The organism is Bacillus sp. JFL15 (assembly GCF_001184225.1).
Classification (GTDB): Bacteria; Bacillota; Bacilli; order Bacillales; family Bacillaceae; genus Bacillus; species Bacillus siamensis.
The window spans coordinates 349,539-368,326 of sequence record NZ_KQ236689.1 but is presented as its reverse complement, the minus strand read 5'-3'; the positions used below and the strand labels follow the sequence as shown (position 1 = coordinate 368,326).

The 18,788-nt window shown below is 46.7% G+C and carries 20 protein-coding genes, 2 tRNA genes, 1 riboswitch and 1 other annotated feature (1 of these 24 only partly in view); of the genes, 20 read left to right on the top strand and 2 right to left on the bottom strand.

What is annotated here, in order from left to right; genetic code table 11:
• Positions 1–6: 6 nt before the first annotated feature.
• From AD710_RS01790 to AD710_RS01765, 6 genes are all read left to right on the top strand, one after another.
• Complete coding sequence (locus AD710_RS01790; protein ID WP_049627129.1) at positions 7–780, top strand: electron transfer flavoprotein subunit beta/FixA family protein; 774 nt, start codon at positions 7–9, stop codon at positions 778–780.
• 31 nt (positions 781–811) lie between these two features.
• Complete coding sequence (locus tag AD710_RS01785) at positions 812–1,789, top strand: electron transfer flavoprotein subunit alpha/FixB family protein (protein ID WP_045925249.1); 978 nt, start codon at positions 812–814, stop codon at positions 1,787–1,789.
• Positions 1,790–2,003: 214 nt separating this feature from the next.
• A complete protein-coding gene (locus AD710_RS01780) occupies positions 2,004–3,494 on the top strand; it encodes an alpha-N-arabinofuranosidase (RefSeq protein WP_049627128.1) in 1,491 nt (496 codons plus the stop codon).
• A gap of 151 nt (positions 3,495–3,645) precedes the next feature.
• Positions 3,646–3,960, top strand: coding sequence for a thioredoxin (trxA, locus tag AD710_RS01775; protein WP_003152560.1), 315 nt, complete (start codon positions 3,646–3,648; stop codon positions 3,958–3,960).
• Between the two features lie 147 nt (positions 3,961–4,107).
• A complete protein-coding gene (uvrC, locus tag AD710_RS01770) occupies positions 4,108–5,880 on the top strand; it encodes an excinuclease ABC subunit UvrC (RefSeq protein WP_049627127.1) in 1,773 nt (590 codons plus the stop codon).
• 61 nt (positions 5,881–5,941) lie between these two features.
• Positions 5,942–6,120, top strand: a riboswitch (Lysine riboswitch).
• Between the two features lie 125 nt (positions 6,121–6,245).
• Complete coding sequence (locus AD710_RS01765) at positions 6,246–7,475, top strand: aspartate kinase (protein WP_049627126.1); 1,230 nt, start codon at positions 6,246–6,248, stop codon at positions 7,473–7,475.
• A 46-nt stretch (positions 7,476–7,521) separates the two neighbouring features.
• On the opposite strand, the gene AD710_RS01760 is transcribed toward AD710_RS01765, so the two are convergent.
• The gene (locus AD710_RS01760; RefSeq protein ID WP_016938662.1) at positions 7,522–7,968 is read right to left on the bottom strand and encodes a YslB family protein; all 447 of its coding nucleotides are present in this window, start codon (positions 7,966–7,968) and stop codon (positions 7,522–7,524) included.
• A gap of 296 nt (positions 7,969–8,264) precedes the next feature.
• Here AD710_RS01760 and sdhC point away from each other — a divergent pair, with 296 nt between their 5' ends.
• The 14 genes from sdhC to AD710_RS01690 all read left to right on the top strand — a co-directional run bounded on the left by sdhC (position 8,265) and on the right by AD710_RS01690 (position 17,723).
• A complete protein-coding gene (gene sdhC / locus AD710_RS01755) occupies positions 8,265–8,873 on the top strand; it encodes a succinate dehydrogenase cytochrome B558 (RefSeq protein WP_003152571.1) in 609 nt (202 codons plus the stop codon).
• A 33-nt stretch (positions 8,874–8,906) separates the two neighbouring features.
• The gene (gene sdhA, locus AD710_RS01750) at positions 8,907–10,667 is read left to right on the top strand and encodes a succinate dehydrogenase flavoprotein subunit (RefSeq protein ID WP_016938664.1); all 1,761 of its coding nucleotides are present in this window, start codon (positions 8,907–8,909) and stop codon (positions 10,665–10,667) included.
• 2 nt (positions 10,668–10,669) lie between these two features.
• Positions 10,670–11,428 carry a succinate dehydrogenase iron-sulfur subunit gene (gene sdhB, locus AD710_RS01745; RefSeq protein ID WP_045925255.1) on the top strand — a complete coding sequence of 253 codons (759 nt, stop codon included), beginning with the start codon at positions 10,670–10,672 and terminating at the stop codon, positions 11,426–11,428.
• 60 nt (positions 11,429–11,488) lie between these two features.
• Complete coding sequence (locus AD710_RS01740; protein ID WP_045925256.1) at positions 11,489–11,926, top strand: acyl-CoA thioesterase; 438 nt, start codon at positions 11,489–11,491, stop codon at positions 11,924–11,926.
• Between the two features lie 120 nt (positions 11,927–12,046).
• Complete coding sequence (gene gerE / locus AD710_RS01735; RefSeq protein WP_003152579.1) at positions 12,047–12,271, top strand: spore germination transcription factor GerE; 225 nt, start codon at positions 12,047–12,049, stop codon at positions 12,269–12,271.
• A 187-nt stretch (positions 12,272–12,458) separates the two neighbouring features.
• The gene (locus AD710_RS01730) at positions 12,459–12,899 is read left to right on the top strand and encodes a MarR family winged helix-turn-helix transcriptional regulator (protein WP_016938743.1); all 441 of its coding nucleotides are present in this window, start codon (positions 12,459–12,461) and stop codon (positions 12,897–12,899) included.
• A gap of 7 nt (positions 12,900–12,906) precedes the next feature.
• The gene (racE, locus tag AD710_RS01725) at positions 12,907–13,725 is read left to right on the top strand and encodes a glutamate racemase (protein WP_156132990.1); all 819 of its coding nucleotides are present in this window, start codon (positions 12,907–12,909) and stop codon (positions 13,723–13,725) included.
• 106 nt (positions 13,726–13,831) lie between these two features.
• On the top strand, positions 13,832–14,917 hold the full coding sequence (locus AD710_RS01720; RefSeq protein WP_049627125.1) for a GerMN domain-containing protein: 1,086 nt from the start codon (positions 13,832–13,834) through the stop codon (positions 14,915–14,917).
• Positions 14,918–15,027: 110 nt separating this feature from the next.
• Complete coding sequence (rph, locus tag AD710_RS01715) at positions 15,028–15,765, top strand: ribonuclease PH (protein ID WP_016938746.1); 738 nt, start codon at positions 15,028–15,030, stop codon at positions 15,763–15,765.
• A gap of 12 nt (positions 15,766–15,777) precedes the next feature.
• A complete protein-coding gene (locus tag AD710_RS01710; protein WP_116746198.1) occupies positions 15,778–16,374 on the top strand; it encodes an XTP/dITP diphosphatase in 597 nt (198 codons plus the stop codon).
• A 16-nt stretch (positions 16,375–16,390) separates the two neighbouring features.
• Positions 16,391–16,900 carry a YfcE family phosphodiesterase gene (locus tag AD710_RS01705; RefSeq protein ID WP_049627124.1) on the top strand — a complete coding sequence of 170 codons (510 nt, stop codon included), beginning with the start codon at positions 16,391–16,393 and terminating at the stop codon, positions 16,898–16,900.
• Between the two features lie 113 nt (positions 16,901–17,013).
• Positions 17,014–17,087: transfer RNA gene (locus tag AD710_RS01700), tRNA-Arg, on the top strand.
• A gap of 125 nt (positions 17,088–17,212) precedes the next feature.
• Positions 17,213–17,286, top strand: a tRNA-Arg gene (locus AD710_RS01695).
• Between the two features lie 251 nt (positions 17,287–17,537).
• Positions 17,538–17,723, top strand: coding sequence for a hypothetical protein (locus AD710_RS01690; RefSeq protein ID WP_047475517.1), 186 nt, complete (start codon positions 17,538–17,540; stop codon positions 17,721–17,723).
• 37 nt (positions 17,724–17,760) lie between these two features.
• Here AD710_RS01690 and AD710_RS01685 read toward each other — a convergent pair whose 3' ends face one another.
• Positions 17,761–18,111, bottom strand: coding sequence for a hypothetical protein (locus tag AD710_RS01685; RefSeq protein WP_047475519.1), 351 nt, complete (start codon positions 18,109–18,111; stop codon positions 17,761–17,763).
• Between the two features lie 425 nt (positions 18,112–18,536).
• Positions 18,537–18,788 (top strand) — a binding site (T-box leader) (it continues 1 nt past the right edge of the window).

Here is an 18,788-nt window from a genome sequence, read left to right as displayed (position 1 = left end):
AAGAATATGAATCTATTTGTACTGATGAAACGGACGTTTGACACAGAAGAGAAAATCGTCATTGAAGCAGGAAAGATTCAGGAAGACGGAGCCGAGTTTATCATTAATCCGTATGATGAATACGCCATTGAAGAAGCGATTCAGCTGAAAGAAGAGCATGGCGGAACCGTTACCGCCGTAACCGTCGGCGGAGAAGATGCGGAGAAAGAACTCCGCACCGCTCTTGCGATGGGGTGCGACCAGGCGGTATTAATCAATATTGAGGATGACCTGAGCGATCCCGACCAATACTCCATTTCCACGATCTTATATCACTATTTCAAGGACCGGGAATATGATCTGATTCTCGGCGGAAATGTCGCGATTGACGGCGGTTCCGGCCAAGTGGCGCCAAGGCTTGCCGAACTGTTGAACATTCCTTGCGTCACAACGATTACAAAACTGACAATCAGCGGCGATGAAGCTGTGGCAGAGAAAGACAACGAAGGGGATACCGAAGTCATTAAAACCTCACTTCCTCTAGTCATCACGGCACAGCAAGGCTTAAACGAGCCGCGCTATCCGTCGCTTCCGGGCATTATGAAGGCGAAGAAAAAACCGCTGGAAGAGCTTGAGCTCGATGACCTCGGCATTGATGAAGATGATGCTGCACCGAAACTCAAAACGATCGAACGTTTTCTCCCGCCGCAAAAAGAAGCGGGCAAACTGATCGAAGGAGAAGCCGCTCAGCAGGCGAAGGAGCTTGTCTCACTGCTGAGAAAAGAAGCCAAAGTCGTATAAACTGATATTAAAGAAACTGGGGGATGTCAGAATGGGAAAAAAAGTGATCGTACTCGGAGAAATTCGTGACGGCGCCTTACGGAACGTCACCTTTGAAGCCATAGCCGCAGGCAAAACCATTTCCGGCGGAGGAGATGTCATCGGCGTGCTGTTGGGAAAAGGCGCGGCTGATGCAGCATCAGAACTCATTCAGTACGGCGCCGATAAAGTATTTACGGCCGATGCAGCGGGACTTTCTCAGTATACGGCGGACGGATATGCCGCGGTTCTCGGGGATCTGATCGAAAATGAAAAGCCCGATGCGGTTATTTTCGGCCATACTTCTATGGGAAAAGATTTGTCACCGAAGCTTGCGGCCCGGTTTGAAACGGGGTTGATTTCAGACAGCACGGATGTAAGCGTTACCGGAGACAACATCGTTTTTACAAGACCGATCTATTCCGGCAAAGCCTTTGAACAGGTGATTTCAACCGATCCTTTCATCTTGGCGACAATCCGTCCGAATAACATTCAGGCATTAGAAAGAGATGCAAGCCGCACGGGTGATATTGAAGAGCTTGCGGTCCCGCCGGCAGATTTGCGGACGGTCATTGAAGAAGTAGTTAAAAAAACAGCGGACGGCGTGGATTTATCAGAAGCGAAAATCATCGTTGCGGGCGGTCGCGGGGTAAAAAGTAAAGATGGGTTTGAACCGTTAAAAGAACTTGCCGAAGTGCTGGGAGCAGCGGTGGGCGCTTCGCGCGGCGCGTGTGACGCGGATTATTGCGACTATTCTCTTCAAATCGGCCAAACGGGGAAAGTCGTTACACCGGATTTGTATATTGCCTGCGGGATTTCCGGAGCGATTCAGCACTTGGCGGGGATGTCAAACAGTAAAGTGATCGTTGCCATCAACAAAGACCCGGAAGCGGAAATATTCAAAATAGCGGACTACGGAATTGTCGGCGATTTGTTCGAAGTGGTTCCGCTCCTGACTCAGGAATTTAAAAAGGCCAATATTCATTCATAATCAAAACCCTCTGGCTTCATTTGTCAGAGGGTTTTGGTTTGTGATGATTGGTTCGCACAAATTATGTATTGGCAAAATAACAGATTGAGATGTACGAACCAATATAATAAGCTTTCGGTAAAGCGCTTACAAACTTATCCTTTCAGCATACATCCCAGATACATAGATTGGCTGTAGTGCTTTCATTCTTATTAAGGGAAAGGAATGATCAAGTATGTCTCACAATACGGCAGTCATTCAAACGGATATCACACGGGGAACCATTAACAAAAACATATACGGACATTTCGCGGAACACTTAGGAAGAGGCATATATGAGGGCATCTGGGTCGGAAAAGATTCCGATATTCCGAATACCGGCGGAATCAGGACGGATGTCGCCTCCGCCCTCAAACAGCTCCAGATTCCCGTTCTCAGATGGCCCGGCGGCTGTTTTGCTGATGAATATCATTGGGCAAACGGCGTAGGGGAACGAAAAACCATGCTGAATACCCATTGGGGCGGAACGATTGATTCAAACGAATTCGGCACGCATGAATTTATGATGCTTTGTGAACTGCTCGGCTGCGAACCGTACATCGCCGGAAACGTCGGCAGCGGAACGGTTAAGGAAATGGCTGATTGGATTGAATACATGACGTTTGAAGCGGGCACGCCGATGTCCGACTGGAGAAAGGAAAACGGGCGGGAAAAACCGTGGAAGCTCAAATATTTCGGTATAGGAAATGAGAACTGGGGCTGCGGCGGAAACATGCATCCTGAGTATTATGCCGACCTTTACCGGAACTTTCAAACCTATGTCCGCAATTACAGCGGGAATGAAATCTATAAAATTGCCGGCGGTGCGAATGTCGATGATTACCGCTGGACAGAAACATTAATGAAAAAAGCCGCTGATCTCATGGACGGGCTGAGCCTGCATTATTACACAATACCGGGCGACTTCTGGGAGGGAAAAGGGTCAGCGACGGAGTTTACGGAAGATGAATGGTTCATCACGATGAAAAAAGCGGCCCATATGGATGAATTGATTACAAGGCACAGCGCCATTATGGATCAGTACGATCCGGAAAAAAGAGTCGGTCTGATCATTGATGAATGGGGCACATGGCTTGATCCTGAGCCTGGCACGAATCCGGGCTTTTTGTATCAGCAAAATACGATCCGCGACGCGCTTGTCGCTGCCACACATTTTCACATTTTTCATCAGCACGCAGACCGTGTGCAGATGGCCAATATCGCGCAAACAGTCAACGTCCTTCAAGCAATGATCCTGACAGAAGGGAAAAATATGCTGCTGACGCCGACATATCATGTGTTTGATATGTTTAAGGTTCATCAGGACGCTTCTCTTTTGGCCGCAGAAACAAAAGCGGCCGAATACGAATGGAAAGACGGCCGGCTCCCGCAAGTCAGCATTTCGGCGTCCAAACAGAAAAACGGCGGCATACATATCAGCATTTGCAATATCGATCATTTGCACAAAGCTGACGTGAAGATTGAACTGCGGGGCATGAAAAAGATTGGGAAGCCTTCCGCGACGATTCTGCATGCTGAAAAAATGAATGCCCGCAATACATTCAGCAGCCCGGAAAACGTCAAACCGAAGCCGTTTTCCGGGTTTACGCAGAAGGGCGGAAACCTGGAGGCGGAGCTTCCTCCGATGGCGGTTGTATTAATCACGCTGCCGGCGGGTCCATCTTAAGTTTTGAACGCCTGCTGATCGGTTATCATACATTCTATAAATAAGATTATTTTCGGCGGGTTCGGGAGAAAATAATATAAGCATTAAATTAGCATGAACGAATGGGAGATGCTATACTAAAAATCATCATTTGACATTGGAGGAATAACAAATGGCTATCGTAAAAGCAACTGATCAATCGTTCTCAGCTGAAACAAGTGAAGGTGTCGTATTAGCTGATTTCTGGGCTCCTTGGTGCGGACCTTGTAAAATGATCGCGCCCGTTCTTGAAGAGCTTGATCAAGAAATGGGAGACAAACTGAAAATCGTCAAAATCGACGTGGATGAAAACCAAGAAACTGCCGGTAAATACGGCGTCATGAGCATCCCGACACTTCTTGTGTTAAAAGACGGAGAAGTGGTTGAAACATCTGTCGGCTTCAAACCGAAAGAAGCCCTTGAAGAGCTTGTAAACAAACATCTGTAAGCCGAAAGTTTCCGTTACGGCTGCGGCAGGGCGATTCCTTTAAAAGGGATCGCCTTTTTTGATCTTCCAAAAGCTGAGAATGGAGAAAAACAAATGTTCGTGATACACTGAATGGACACAAGAAATGAATGTAAGGAAGGGTAACGTATGAATAAACAACTGAAAGAAAAGCTGGCCCTCCTTCCCGATCAGCCGGGCTGTTATTTAATGAAAGACCGTCAGAAAACAGTCATCTACGTGGGGAAAGCGAAAGTGCTGAAAAACAGGGTGAGATCCTATTTCACCGGTTCTCACGATGCAAAAACCCAAAGGCTTGTGACGGAGATTGAGGACTTTGAATATATCGTGACTTCCTCCAATCTTGAAGCGCTTATTTTGGAAATGAATCTGATTAAAAAATACGATCCGAAATACAATGTCATGCTGAAAGATGATAAAACCTATCCCTTTATTAAAATCACCCATGAACGCCATCCGCGGCTTATTGTCACCCGCAATGTCAAAAAAGACAAAGGGCGCTATTTCGGCCCGTACCCGAATGTACAGGCGGCGCGGGAAACGAAAAAACTGCTGGACCGCCTTTATCCGCTCAGGAAGTGCTCGAATCTTCCGGACCGTGTCTGTCTCTATTACCATCTCGGACAATGCCTCGCTCCATGTGTAAAGGATATTTCCGAGGAGACAAACCGCGAGCTTGTGGAAGACATCACCCGCTTTTTAAAGGGAGGGCATAACGAGGTCAAAAAAGAGCTTGAAGAGAAAATGGCAGAGGCGGCGGAAAAGCTTGAATTTGAACGGGCTAAAGAATTCCGCGATCAGCTTGCTTACATCGAATCGACGATGGAAAAGCAGAAAATGACCATGAATGACCTTCTGGACCGCGATGTGTTCGCTTATGCGTACGATAAAGGCTGGATGTGCGTCCAAGTCTTTTTCATACGCCAAGGAAAGCTGATCGAACGCGATGTCAGCATGTTTCCGATGTACCAGGAAGCGGATGAAGAATTTCTGACCTACATCGGCCAGTTCTATTCGAAAAACAATCACTTTCTGCCTAAGGAAATTCTGGTGCCTGACAGCGTTGACAGAGACATGATCAGCGAGCTTTTGGAAACCGCCGTGCATCAGCCGAAAAAAGGCCCGAAAAAAGAACTGCTTCTGCTTGCTCACAAAAACGCGAAAATCGCCCTGCGGGAAAAGTTCTCATTAATCGAGCGGGATGAGGAACGGTCAATCGGAGCAGCCGAACGGCTCGGCGAAGCATTGAACATTTACACGCCGCACCGGATTGAAGCGTTTGACAACTCCAATATTCAAGGCACAAACCCTGTATCGGCTATGATTGTCTTTATTGACGGAAAACCGAATAAAAAGGAATACCGCAAATATAAAATTAAAACCGTAACAGGGCCTGACGATTACGGATCAATGAGAGAAGTCGTCAGAAGAAGATATTCGAGGGTGCTCCGCGAAAATCTCCCGCTGCCGGATTTAATCATCATTGACGGCGGAAAAGGGCAGATTAACGCGGCGCGCGACGTGCTTGAGAATGAGCTCGGCCTTGATGTCCCGGTAGCGGGATTGGCGAAAGATGATAAACACCGAACATCCAACCTTCTGATCGGCGACCCGCTAGAACCAGTATTTCTGGAGCGGAACAGCCAGGAATTTTACCTGCTTCAGCGCATTCAGGATGAAGTTCACCGTTTTGCGATCAGCTTTCACAGACAGATCCGGGGAAAAAGCGCCTTTCAATCCGTATTGGATGATATCCCGGGGATCGGCGAAAAACGCAAAAAAATGCTCTTAAAGCATTTCGGTTCTGTCAAAAAGATGAAGGAAGCAAGTCTTGACGATATCAAAAAAGCCGGTGTGCCGGCTGCGGCCGCTCAGCTGCTGTTTGAAAAATTGAAAAAATAGTATTGTGCTTTTCTGAAAAGTCTGCTAGAATGTGAACTAATTTCATAAGATCGTGTTATATGGTGAAGATAGAGGTGCGAACTTCAATAGTATGCCTTTGGAGAATGATGGATTCTGCGAAAAAGGCTGAAAGGGGAGTTCGCCGAAGTGAAACACATCCCATCGGTGTGCTTTGCTGGCTTTGCATTAAATAAATGTAAAGCTGTCAAGAATTCATTTTCTTGGAGGGCTATCTCGTTGTTCATAATCAATCGTAATGATATGAAAAAGCAATGAGAGCTATTCCTCTCATTGCTTTTTTTATTGTGGACACAACGCTCTTTTCTCCTCACCCGCACGAACCAAAATGTAAAGGGTGGTCTAGTATGGGTCTTATCGTACAAAAATTCGGAGGCACTTCCGTCGGGTCTGCCGAAAAAATTCAAAATGCCGCAAATCGCGCTATTGCTGAAAAGAAAAAAGGCCATGACGTCGTTGTCGTCGTTTCGGCAATGGGAAAATCAACCGACGCGCTCGTCAATCTGGCGGCGGAAATTACATCTGAGCCAAGCAGACGCGAGATGGATATGCTTCTGTCTACGGGAGAGCAGGTCACGATTTCGCTTTTGGCCATGGCGCTTCAGGAAAAAGGATATGACGCCGTCTCTTATACGGGCTGGCAGGCGGGTGTCCGCACGGAGGCCGTCCACGGCAATGCGAGAATTACGGATATTGATATCACTGCAATTCAGGCGCAGCTTGCAGAAGGCAGGATTACAGTTGTCGCCGGTTTTCAGGGAGTAACCGAAGACGGCGGCATCACGACGCTCGGACGGGGCGGTTCCGATACGACGGCGGTCGCTCTTGCCGCAGCTTTAAAAGCGGATAAATGCGACATTTACACGGACGTTCCGGGCGTGTTTACGACAGATCCGCGGTACGTCCGGTCAGCGAGAAAACTGGCGGGAATTTCTTATGATGAAATGCTGGAGCTTGCAAATCTCGGAGCGGGTGTTCTTCACCCGCGGGCGGTTGAGTTCGCGAAAAACTATCAAGTGCCTTTGGAAGTGCGGTCAAGCACGGAACATGAAGCTGGAACATTAATTGAGGAGGAATCATCAATGGAGCAGAATTTAATCGTCAGAGGAATTGCATTTGAAGACCAGATTACAAGGGTGTCCGTCACGGGCCTGACAAGCGGACTGACAACACTTTCAACGATCTTCACCGCGCTGGCGAAACGAAACATCAACGTTGACATCATTATTCAGGCACAAGCGGATAATGGGGAAGCAGACATTTCTTTCTCCGTGAAAACGGAAGATTCCGCGCAAACGGTCGCTGTGCTTGAAGAATATAAAAACGCGCTTGACTATGAAAAAATCGAAACTGAAAGAAAGCTGGCGAAAGTATCCATTGTCGGATCAGGCATGGTCTCCAATCCCGGCGTCGCCGCGGACATGTTTGCCGTACTGGCGGAAAAAAATGTACAAGTCAAAATGGTCAGCACATCTGAAATAAAAGTATCAGCGGTTGTCAGTGACAATGATATGGTGAAAGCCGTCGAAGCGCTTCATGATGCGTTTGAGCTTTCTAAACAGCCGTCTGCCGTATAAACGGGCAGGCAAAAAGGCGGGACTTTTAGTCACCGCCTTTTTTCAATTATACAGGGTCCTTCATATCCCATTTCACGGTCAGGACGACTTTATCCGCTCTCTTTTTGACCTGTTCATAAGATTCTGCAATCTGATCGTTCATCAATTGAATCTGTTCGGCTATAAAACCGGCTTCAAGCTGAAAGCACGGCTCTTTCTGGTGTTTGAGCCTGCTGGATACGAGCGGTCCTTCCAGCTCAAATTCCAGCTCTTGCTTTTTTGATCCTGTGTTTGTCAAAGTTCCCCAGCCGGCTTTTTCAAAAAAGGCGGGGATTTCTTCCCACGATTGAAGAGGAAATTTGCGGGCGAGGCGTTTTCCCGCCCAATACATCATGGATGAATGCTCCGGGCCGAGGATATCCGGAAGCACGATTTCCCGGATTAATTCGTAGCCGTATGCGCTGACGCCGAGTTCAGTTAAAGGTTCTAAAGCTGCTTCATAATTATTCTTCATATTATGTATTCCCCTCTCTCCTTCGTTTATTATAGCTTAAACAGGGGGGAGGATTACAGGATGATCCTATAAAACACGTGAAAAAAAGTGAGAAAGGTATTGCAGGAAAATAAAATTTTCACGTCAAATAATCAATTCCGAAAATTATAATTTATGTACACGTTTTCTTGACGCCCTTTTGAGGGAGGAGTAAAATGAAATTGTCAATAAATTTTAATAAAGTGCTTACAATTGAAACGAAGTGGGGGCAGAGATTTTAGCACATTTCGCACTTAAATCAAACAGGGGGTAAAGTAATGTCTGGGAACAGAGAGTTTTATTTTCGAAGATTGCATTCCTTGCTCGGTGTGATTCCGGTCGGCATCTTTTTGATCCAGCATTTAGTCGTCAACCAATTTGCCGCAAGGGGAGCGGATGCGTTTAACAAGGCGGCCGGCTTTATGGACAGTCTGCCGTTCAGGTATGCGTTAGAAATTTTTATTATTTTCTTACCTTTAATTTATCATGCGGTTTACGGTGTGTACATAGCATTTACTGCGAAAAACAACGCTGGCCACTACAGCTATTTCAGAAACTGGATGTTTGTGCTTCAGCGTGTCACCGGTATTCTCACCCTTATTTTCGTCAGCTGGCATGTGTGGCAGACGCGGATTGCCGCACAGATGGGCGCTGAAGTCAACTTCGATATGATGGCGAATATTCTGAGCTCGCCGTTTATGCTCGGATTTTACATTGTAGGCGTTTTATCAGTCATTTTTCACTTTTCAAACGGCTTATGGTCTTTTGCGGTCACATGGGGGATCACGGTCACGCCGCGTTCTCAAAGAATTTCGACTTACGTGACGCTGATTATATTTTTAGCGCTTTCATACGTGGGTCTAAAAGCGATTTTTGCGTTTGTGTAAGAGAACTAGATTACTAGAGGGAGAGGGGCTATCATGAGTCAATCAAGCATTATCGTAGTCGGCGGGGGTCTTGCCGGCCTCATGGCGACAATTAAAGCAGCGGAATCAGGCACGGCCGTTAAATTGTTTTCCATCGTTCCGGTCAAACGCTCTCACTCGGTCTGCGCGCAGGGCGGGATAAACGGAGCTGTCAACACAAAAGGGGAAGGAGACTCTCCGTTTGAGCATTTTGATGACACGGTTTACGGAGGCGACTTTTTAGCAAACCAGCCGCCTGTAAAAGCGATGTGTGAAGCGGCGCCGTCCATTATCCACTTATTGGACCGCATGGGGGTTATGTTTAACAGAACGCCGGAAGGGCTCTTGGACTTCCGCCGTTTCGGGGGTACACAGCATCACAGAACCGCATACGCGGGAGCGACGACGGGTCAGCAGCTTCTTTACGCACTGGACGAGCAGGTGCGCAGATATGAAGTAGCGGGTCTCGTCACAAAATACGAAGGCTGGGAATTCCTCGGCGCCGTTCTTGACGATGAGCGCACGTGCCGCGGTATCGTAGCCCAAAATCTGACCAATATGCAAATCGAGTCATTCCGTTCTGACGCCGTTATTATGGCGACGGGAGGACCCGGAATCGTATTCGGCAAATCAACAAACAGCATGATCAACACGGGATCTGCCGCATCAATCGTTTATCAGCAGGGTGCTTACTACGCTAACGGCGAATTTATTCAAATTCACCCGACTGCCATTCCCGGAGACGATAAACTCCGTCTGATGAGTGAATCGGCGCGCGGCGAGGGCGGAAGAGTCTGGACGTACAAAGACGGAAAACCTTGGTACTTCCTCGAGGAAAAATATCCGGCTTACGGAAACCTCGTGCCGCGGGATATTGCGACACGCGAAATCTTTGACGTGTGCGTGAATCAGAAACTCGGCATCAATGGAGAAAACATGGTGTATCTCGATCTTTCGCACAAAGATCCGAAAGAGCTTGACGTTAAGCTTGGCGGCATTATCGAAATCTATGAAAAATTCATGGGAGATGACCCGCGTAAGCTTCCGATGAAAATTTTCCCTGCCGTTCACTATTCAATGGGCGGCCTGTGGGTTGATTATGATCAGATGACAAGCATCCGCGGACTGTTCGCGGCGGGTGAATGTGATTATTCAATGCACGGAGGAAACCGTTTAGGGGCAAACTCTCTGCTTTCCGCCATTTACGGAGGAATGGTTGCCGGTCCGAATGCAGTGAAATATGTTGCCGGACTTGAAACATCGGCTGAAGATCTGTCTTCTTCATTATTTGATTCCTACGTGAAAAAAGAAGAAGAAAAATGGGCAGACATCATGAAGATGGACGGCGATGAAAATGCCTACGTACTTCACCGTGAACTCGGAGAATGGATGACGGCCAACGTAACGGTGGTCCGCCACAATGACAAGCTTTTGAAAACGGATGATAAAATCCAAGAGCTGATGGAACGCTTTAAGAAAATCAATATTAATGATACGACAAAATGGAGCAACCAAGGGGCGATGTTCACCCGCCAGTTCTCCAATATGCTTCAGCTTGCCAGAGTCATCACGCTCGGCGCATACAACCGAAATGAAAGCCGGGGAGCGCACTATAAACCGGATTTTCCTGAAAGAAATGACGATGAGTGGCTCAAAACGACAATGGCTAAACATGCCGGTCCGTTTGAAGCTCCGGAATTTGAATATCAGGATGTCGATGTATCACTGATTGCGCCCCGTAAACGCGACTACTCGAAGAAGAAGGTGGCGAAATAATCATGAGTGAGAAAAAGATACGGTTTATCATTACACGCCAGGATACGCCCGAAAGCGCGCCATACGATGAAGAATTTGAAATCAATTACCGCCCGAATCTGAACGTGATTTCCGCCCTGATGGAAATCCGCAGAAATCCCGTGAATGCAAAAGGGGAGAAAACAACTCCGGTCGCATGGGACATGAACTGTCTTGAGGAAGTATGCGGCGCCTGCTCCATGGTCATCAACGGCAGACCGCGCCAGTCATGTACGGCGCTGATTGATAAGCTGGAACAGCCGATCCGTCTGAAGCCGATGAAAACATTCCCGGTTGTCCGTGACCTTCAGGTTGACCGCAGCAGAATGTTTGATTCACTGAAAAAAGTGAAAGCATGGGTGCCGATTGACGGGACTTACGATTTGGGACCGGGACCGAGAATGCCGGAAAAACGCCGCCAGTGGGCATATGAGTTGTCTAAATGCATGACCTGCGGCGTCTGCCTCGAAGCCTGCCCGAATGTCAACAGCAAATCGAAATTCATGGGGCCTGCCCCGATGTCGCAAGTTCGTCTGTTTAACGCCCACCCGACGGGCGCGATGAACAAGTCAGAACGTTTAGAAGCTTTAATGACAGACGGCGGTCTCGGAGATTGCGGGAATTCACAAAACTGTGTTCAATCCTGCCCGAAAGGCATTCCGCTCACGACTTCAATCGCTGCTTTGAACAGAGATACCAACTTACAAGCATTTCGCAATTTCTTCGGAAGCGACAGAGTATAAGATAAAGAAAAAGAGCCTCTTCCGCACGGGAGAGGTTTTTTTTATAAGGAGCTGAAGGTGATGAAACAACCGCAATACATTGACATCCCGTTTGAAGAATGGAGACAGTCGTTTTCTTTCTTTACTGAAGTGTCGGTTCGCTTTTCAGAAACGGATATGTTCGGCCATATGAATAATGTAACCCCTTTCATCTATTTTGAAGAAGCCCGGATCGCTTACTTTAAGCAGCGCGGCATGGAAGCGCAAAATGCGGAAAGGATGACAGTCGTCGCAAGCCAGCAGTGTGACTATATGCGTCAGGTGATGCCGTATGAAAATCTGCGGATTTATGTCAAAGCAAGCTCTGTCGGAAATGCGTCCGTCACCCTTCATTACCTTGGAGAAAACGAGTCAGGCCTGCCGTGCTTTACCGGTTCCGTCGTTATGGTACAAGTATCAAAGACAAGCGGAAAAGCGGTCAGCTGGACGGAGCGGGAGAAAGGTATTCTGCTCGCCTGAACGGATAACTATTTCTTTAAGTGACGTCACCTCCGAAGCGGCTTTTACATATGATATCTTGACTATATAAACCCATTCGTTTCAGATTCGCTCTCACCTTAGCAAGGAGGGTTACAATACTTGAAGGAGAAAGATTTTCAATCAAAGCCGCTGCTGACCAAAAGAGAAAGAGAAGTATTCGAATTGCTCGTTCAAGACAAGACAACAAAAGAAATTGCAAGCGAGCTATTTATCAGTGAAAAAACTGTACGGAATCACATTTCAAATGCCATGCAGAAGTTAGGTGTGAAAGGGCGTTCGCAAGCTGTTGTCGAGCTTCTTAGAATGGGTGAGCTAGAGCTCTGATTCTTGCCGGTCTTCCTTCTTTACGAGAAGGAGCCGGTTATTTGTGTTGGCGCCCGGGTGATAGGCATGCGATGAAAATCCCGGTTTTTCCTTTTTCTCCGTCAGTCTTGCATTTTCTTAAAAAAAGAAGGAAAATAGACACGGAGCGTGAATAGCCCAGAAAGATCCTTGAGTGAGGGATGGACAAATGACATCAAAATCTGTAGAGCATGTTGCGGATATCGAAAAATCACTCCGCCATATCGCTGCGATCATTAAACAAAAAGGACGAGAAATCCTTAACCAATATGCAATTACACCGCCGCAATTCGTAGGCCTTCAATGGCTTTATGAATTGGGGGATATGACAATAGGCGAATTATCAGGCAAAATGTATTTGGCTTGCAGCACGACGACGGATCTGATAGACCGCATGGAAAAAAATAAGCTTGTCGAACGGGTGAAAGACCCTGCTGACAGACGGGTCGTCAGAATTCATCTTCTCGCTGAAGGAGAGCGCATTATTCAGGAAGTGATTTTAAAAAGGCAGGCATATTTGCGGGATATGTTTGAGACATTTTCCGAAGAAGAAACAGCCGTCTTCGAAAAATCATTATTGAAACTGCAGCATGAAATGAAAAGAAAATGAGGCGATTTTGTTGGAACAGCCGATAGGAGTCATTGATTCCGGGGTTGGCGGGTTAACCGTTGCTAAGGAAATCATGAGACAGCTACCGAAGGAAAATATCATCTATGTGGGAGATACAAAACGCTGCCCGTACGGCCCGCGTCCTGAAGAAGAAGTTCTTCAATACACGTGGGAAATGACCGATTACCTGCTGGAAAACCACCATATCAAAATGCTCGTGATCGCTTGTAATACGGCCACGGCCATTGCTTTGGAGGATATTCAGCGCAAAACGGATATTCCGGTTGTCGGGGTCATTCAGCCGGGTGCGAGAACGGCGATAAAGGTGACGAAAAACCAGCATATCGGCGTCATCGGCACGATAAATACCATTAAAAGCAGAGCGTATGAGCAGGCGCTGCTCGGATTAAATGCAGACCTTCAAGTCGAGAACACGGCTTGTCCGCTGCTGGTGCCGTTTGTGGAAAGCGGACGGTTTCTGCAGGAATCGGCGGAGGAAGCGGTCGGAGCATCGCTTGAGCCTTTAAAAGGTACAGCAATTGATACCTTGATTCTGGGATGCACGCATTATCCGATTTTGAAAGAACCGATTCAGGACTATATGGGAGATCATGTGAAAATCATTTCCTCCGGTGACGAGACAGCGAGAGAAGTGAGCACCATCTTGTCTTATAAAGGTTTGTTAAACCAATCGAATCGTGCACCGGAGTATCAGTTTCTTACAACGGGAGAGCGGAACGGTTTCGCAAAAATTGCCGAAGACTGGTTCGGCCATGAAATCGGCCATGTCGAGAGCATCTCCCTTCAAGAGCCGATCAGAAAATAAATCAAAAAAACCCGCTGTTTACGGCGGGTTTTTTTGCGCATCCCGGTCTATTTCCCGGACAGGGCTCGTATACATCATAGTACAAACAGCCTTAGGAGGGAAAAGTATGCTGAAAAAAGGACCTGCAGTCATTGCTGCAACATGTCTTACTTCGGCTTTTGTATTATCAGGATGCGGTTTGTTTCAATCCGATAAAACAGCCGGGGAAATTGACCCGCCTCAAGACATTTCATATGTAAAGGGTGAAGCGGGGATACAGGCAAAATCAAAGCAATCAGAAAAAAACGGCACGTCTAAAGCCGACCAGCCGGCCAATACAGTCATGAGAGAGCTGTATCTGATTGATAAAAACGGCTATGTCGCAGCACAGACACTGCCTCTTCCGAACAGTGAGGGAACCGCAAAGCAGGCCCTTGAGTATTTGGTTCAGGGGGGGCCTGTCTCAGAAATCCTGCCAAACGGATTCAGAGCGGTGCTTCCTGCGGATACGACGGTAAATGTTGACATTAAAAAAGACGGTACCGCCGTCGCTGATTTTTCGAAGGAATTTAAAAACTATAAAAAAGAAGACGAACAAAAAATCCTGCAATCGATTACATGGACGCTTACCCAATTCAGCTCCATAGATAAAGTCAAAATCAGAATGAACGGGCATGAACTGAAAGAAATGCCTGTAGGCGGCACGCCGATTACGGGCGACTTAAGCAGAAAAGACGGAATTAATATTGAAACCGCCGGAGTGAATGATCTGACAGACACCCATCCGCTGACTGTATACTATCTGGCGGAAACAGAGACGAGCGAATATTACGTGCCTGTCACAAAGCGGATTGACAATTCGGAAACAAATGACATCACCGCTGCCGTTGAACAGCTCGCCGACGGGCCGGGCAAAGCAAGCGGGCTTTTGACGGACTTTAATAACGATGTTAAGCTGCTCAGCAAGCCGGAAGTAAAAGACGGCCGGGTTACACTTGACTTTAACAGCTCTATTTACGGAAGCGCTGATGAAAAAACAAAAATGGTATCATCGGGCGTACTGGACAGCATCGTTCTCACATTAACCGAACAGCCGTCGATAAAAAGTGTTTCTATAAAAGTAAACGGAAAATCAGAACTGGTGAATGAAAAGGGTGAATCCCTTTCAAAACCCGTTTCGAGACCGTCACAAGTGAATACGGGTAGTTTTTAATTTGTGATTTTTGATATACTAGTAAAAAAGAGGTTAGCGATCCGGGCTGCCTCTTTCTTTATTCACAATCCGGAACAAAAGGTTTATGTACATATAATCGGAGGTAAAATATGAGACACGACGGAAGACAGCACGATGAGCTGCGCCCTATCACATTTGATTTGGATTTTATCACTCACCCGGAGGGCTCTGTTTTAATTACAGCGGGAAATACAAAGGTTATCTGTAATGCATCTGTGGAAGACCGGGTGCCGCCATTTTTGCGCGGCGGAGGAAAAGGCTGGATCACAGCGGAATACAGCATGCTTCCCCGCGCCACGAATCAAAGAACGATAAGAGAATCTTCAAAAGGAAAGGTCTCCGGCAGAACGATGGAAATCCAGCGTCTGATCGGGCGTGCGCTTCGGGCCGTCGTTGATTTGGAAAAGCTCGGCGAACGGACGATCTGGATCGACTGTGACGTCATTCAGGCGGACGGCGGAACAAGAACGGCTTCCATTACAGGCGCCTTCTTGGCAATGGCCATTGCGGCCGGAAAACTCGTGAAAAGCGGCGTTATCAAAACTTCTCCCGTGACAGATTATCTTGCGGCCATTTCTGTCGGGATGGATAAAGAAGAAGGTCTGCTTTTGGATCTGAATTATGAAGAAGATTCAACGGCTGAAGTCGACATGAATATCATCATGACGGGAAGCGGACGTTTTGTTGAGCTTCAAGGGACGGGCGAAGAAGCCACATTCTCCCGTGAAGATTTAAACGGACTGTTAAGCCTTGCCGAAAAAGGAATCCAGACGCTTATTCAAAAGCAAAAAGAAGTGCTGGGAGAAACATTGCCTGAACTGAAATAAAGAAAGAGAGGCCTGATCAGCGTGAAAGAAGCTATTATTGCGACACACAATCCGGGAAAAGTAAAAGAATTTAAGGAAATACTCGAACCGAAAGGCTACAGCGTCTCTTCTTTGGCGGAAATCGGATTTACGGAAGAAATTGAGGAAACCGGGCATACCTTTGAAGAAAACGCCATCTTAAAAGCGGAAGCCGTGGCAAAAGCCATAAACAAAATGGTCATTGCAGACGACTCCGGTTTATCAGTGGACAACCTTGGAGGCAGACCGGGCGTTTATTCAGCCCGTTATGCCGGCGAAGCAAAAGATGATAAGGCGAATATGGACAAGGTGCTGTCAGAATTAAAAGGCATCGAAAAAGAGCAGCGTACGGCCCGTTTCCGCTGCGCCCTTGCCGTCAGCATGCCGGGGCAGGAAACAAAAACGGTTGAAGGTCATGTTGAAGGGTATATTGCGGAAGAACCCGAAGGAGATAACGGGTTCGGCTATGATCCCATATTTATTGTAAAGGATAAAGATAAAACAATGGCTCAGCTGACAAGCGCTGAGAAAAACAAAATCAGCCACAGGGCGGAGGCGCTCAAGAAACTGTCAAAGCTGCTTGACGCGTAAGGGGGAGCGTAATGCAATGAAAGTGCTGATAATAAGTGACAGTCACGGCCTCGAAGACGAATTGGAGACGATCTCGAAGCGGCACGAAGCCGAAGCGGATCTGATGATTCATTGCGGTGATTCAGAGCTTGATGCCGCACATCCCGCGCTTGTGCCGTATCACACGGTGAAAGGCAATTGCGACTTTGGCGTCGGGTTTCAGGAGGAGCTCCTGCTGGACGCCGGTTCAAAGAAAATTCTGGCCGTACACGGACATCTTCACGGCATTAAACAGTCACTTTTAACTGTTTTTTACCGGGCGGAAGAGCTTGGGGCGGATATCGTCTGCTTCGGCCACTCGCATATTGCCGGGAGTGAAGTGCTTCGGGGCAAGCTTTTGATTAACCCTGGCAGCATTCGCCTTCCGAGAGTCCGCAATGTGAAAAGCTATGCCATTCTTACTCTTACAGAAAGTGAAGGCACTGTGACGTTTTACGACGAAACGGGTCAGGAATTGAAGGACTTGGGGAATACAATCAGCTTTTAACATTTGATGGGGGAGATTTCTTTCTTCCCCATCAAAAGTTTCTAAAAAAATATTGACTTATGATATGAACCTGTATATAATAAATCTTGTCGCTGATACATAAAGCAAAACCTGTCCCAGTAGCTCAGCTGGATAGAGCAACGGCCTTCTAAGCCGTCGGTCGGGAGTTCGAATCTCTCCTGGGACGTACAAAAAAAAGAGCTGGTGACATCAGAGTGAAAACTGATGACGCTGGCCTTTTTTATCGGATGACCATATTGTCAATTCGCTGACATCATGGTAAAATGATCAGCAGTACGATTTGATTTTCATGTCCCAGTAGCTCAGCCGGATAGAGCAACGGCCTTCTAAGCCGTCGGTCGGGAGTTCGAATCTCTCCTGGGACGTATAATAAAAAACCTCAAGCCCTGACAATGGGTTTGAGGTTTTTTTGTATTTGTTTTTGTTTTATGAAATAAAAGTCCTGTATTTAATGAAAATTGTAAAGAAATTTTAATATAAATGAAACTTAATGAAATATTTACCGTAAGAAATATATGTATAAAGATACTTAAGGCGCCCTTGAGTGATAAAATATCTGATTTCTATTATTTATTTTGTTAATAGTTGATAGAAAGACAGCGGGAGGAATTAGCTTTTGAAGTACGCATTTGCATATAAAAATGACAGGATAGAAACGATCTTTTGCGGAAAAGACGAGCTGTTTGAGGAACTGAAACAATTTTTAATGACTCAATGCGGTTTAATCATTGTTGAGGTTTCAAAGGCTGATTACGATACGGAGCAGGAAATGAATCAATGGAATGACCGTTATACACTGTAAGTAAGAAAAAACCGGCCGTGGGAGACCGGTTTTTATATTATCTGAATCCGCTCGGAGCGCTGAAGCCCCCGGCATGGCCGCTGAAACCGCCCCCGAGCGCGCCGGGATGGGACCCTGCGCCGAGGCTTCCGCCGACATCACTGAAGGTTTGACCGTAGTACCCGCTTGTATAAGGGTATGGGACGAATTGCTGCCCGGCGAATGACAGCGAGCTTTGCGGGGTCTGCTGTCCGTATCCGTATGATGGAAATCCCTGCTGAAAAGAAGGGCCGCCCTGAAACGGAGCTGTATGCATTGGTGCCGGAGGATAATAAGACTGCGGCGGCAGAACCGGTAAAGGCGGAAATCCGGGAGGCAGGCCTTGCATGCCTGATAACATCTTATTCATGACATCACTCATTTCTTCACGAGATAAGAACAGTGTATGCGTATGTCTGTATAAAGAGCCTGTTCAATCTGAACGGAATATCTGACAAGCAGACCGAAAAGAACATGAAAAATTGTGTAATAAAATGTGACATAATCGTATAAGAACGGAAAAATTTCATGTAATCTTGAGAGATTAACAAAAAAATGATAAAAACTTTTAACATTTACAGATCCCTTTGTACCAGTAATGAAAGCGTATACAAAGTAGATTGATTAATCTAAATTGTCTAATAATTATAAAAATGCTGTTGACACTGTCTGCAAACGGGCGTAATATGAGTTCAAACAAAAATAAATAAATGATTCACACTAAAAAGAAAAATCATAAAACACTGAAAAACAAACAAATGAGGGTTCTTTTTTTAAATAAAAGAGCCGCCATAATAAAAAGCGCAGAAGAGGATAAGTAGCTTTGCAGAAGTTTTTTACAGAGAGCCGGTAACGCTGAGAGCCGGTAAAAACAAAGCAAAGTGAACTCACCTCAGAGTGCCGGTCTGAAATGTGAAGAGTAGGACTCGGCCGAGTGAACGCAACGTTTACTCGTTATCAAAACGGATAGTAATTATCCATGAGACGGTCTTCATATGACCGTAAACAAGGGTGGTACCGCGGAAAGCAAAGCCTTTTCGCCCCTTT

What these genes read in the sequence shown, in the direction of transcription:
- AD710_RS01790 (WP_049627129.1), top strand. Translation starts at nt 7, where the DNA reads ATGAATCTATTTGTACTGATGAAACGGACGTTTGACACAGAAGAGAAA.
- AD710_RS01785 (WP_045925249.1), top strand. Translation starts at nt 812, where the DNA reads ATGGGAAAAAAAGTGATCGTACTCGGAGAAATTCGTGACGGCGCCTTA.
- AD710_RS01780 (WP_049627128.1), top strand. Translation starts at nt 2,004, where the DNA reads ATGTCTCACAATACGGCAGTCATTCAAACGGATATCACACGGGGAACC.
- trxA (WP_003152560.1), top strand. Translation starts at nt 3,646, where the DNA reads ATGGCTATCGTAAAAGCAACTGATCAATCGTTCTCAGCTGAAACAAGT.
- uvrC (WP_049627127.1), top strand. Translation starts at nt 4,108, where the DNA reads ATGAATAAACAACTGAAAGAAAAGCTGGCCCTCCTTCCCGATCAGCCG.
- AD710_RS01765 (WP_049627126.1), top strand. Translation starts at nt 6,246, where the DNA reads ATGGGTCTTATCGTACAAAAATTCGGAGGCACTTCCGTCGGGTCTGCC.
- AD710_RS01760 (WP_016938662.1), bottom strand. Translation starts at nt 7,968, where the DNA reads ATGAAGAATAATTATGAAGCAGCTTTAGAACCTTTAACTGAACTCGGC.
- sdhC (WP_003152571.1), top strand. Translation starts at nt 8,265, where the DNA reads ATGTCTGGGAACAGAGAGTTTTATTTTCGAAGATTGCATTCCTTGCTC.
- sdhA (WP_016938664.1), top strand. Translation starts at nt 8,907, where the DNA reads ATGAGTCAATCAAGCATTATCGTAGTCGGCGGGGGTCTTGCCGGCCTC.
- sdhB (WP_045925255.1), top strand. Translation starts at nt 10,670, where the DNA reads ATGAGTGAGAAAAAGATACGGTTTATCATTACACGCCAGGATACGCCC.
- AD710_RS01740 (WP_045925256.1), top strand. Translation starts at nt 11,489, where the DNA reads ATGAAACAACCGCAATACATTGACATCCCGTTTGAAGAATGGAGACAG.
- AD710_RS01730 (WP_016938743.1), top strand. Translation starts at nt 12,459, where the DNA reads ATGACATCAAAATCTGTAGAGCATGTTGCGGATATCGAAAAATCACTC.
- AD710_RS01720 (WP_049627125.1), top strand. Translation starts at nt 13,832, where the DNA reads ATGCTGAAAAAAGGACCTGCAGTCATTGCTGCAACATGTCTTACTTCG.
- rph (WP_016938746.1), top strand. Translation starts at nt 15,028, where the DNA reads ATGAGACACGACGGAAGACAGCACGATGAGCTGCGCCCTATCACATTT.
- AD710_RS01705 (WP_049627124.1), top strand. Translation starts at nt 16,391, where the DNA reads ATGAAAGTGCTGATAATAAGTGACAGTCACGGCCTCGAAGACGAATTG.
- AD710_RS01685 (WP_047475519.1), bottom strand. Translation starts at nt 18,111, where the DNA reads ATGAATAAGATGTTATCAGGCATGCAAGGCCTGCCTCCCGGATTTCCG.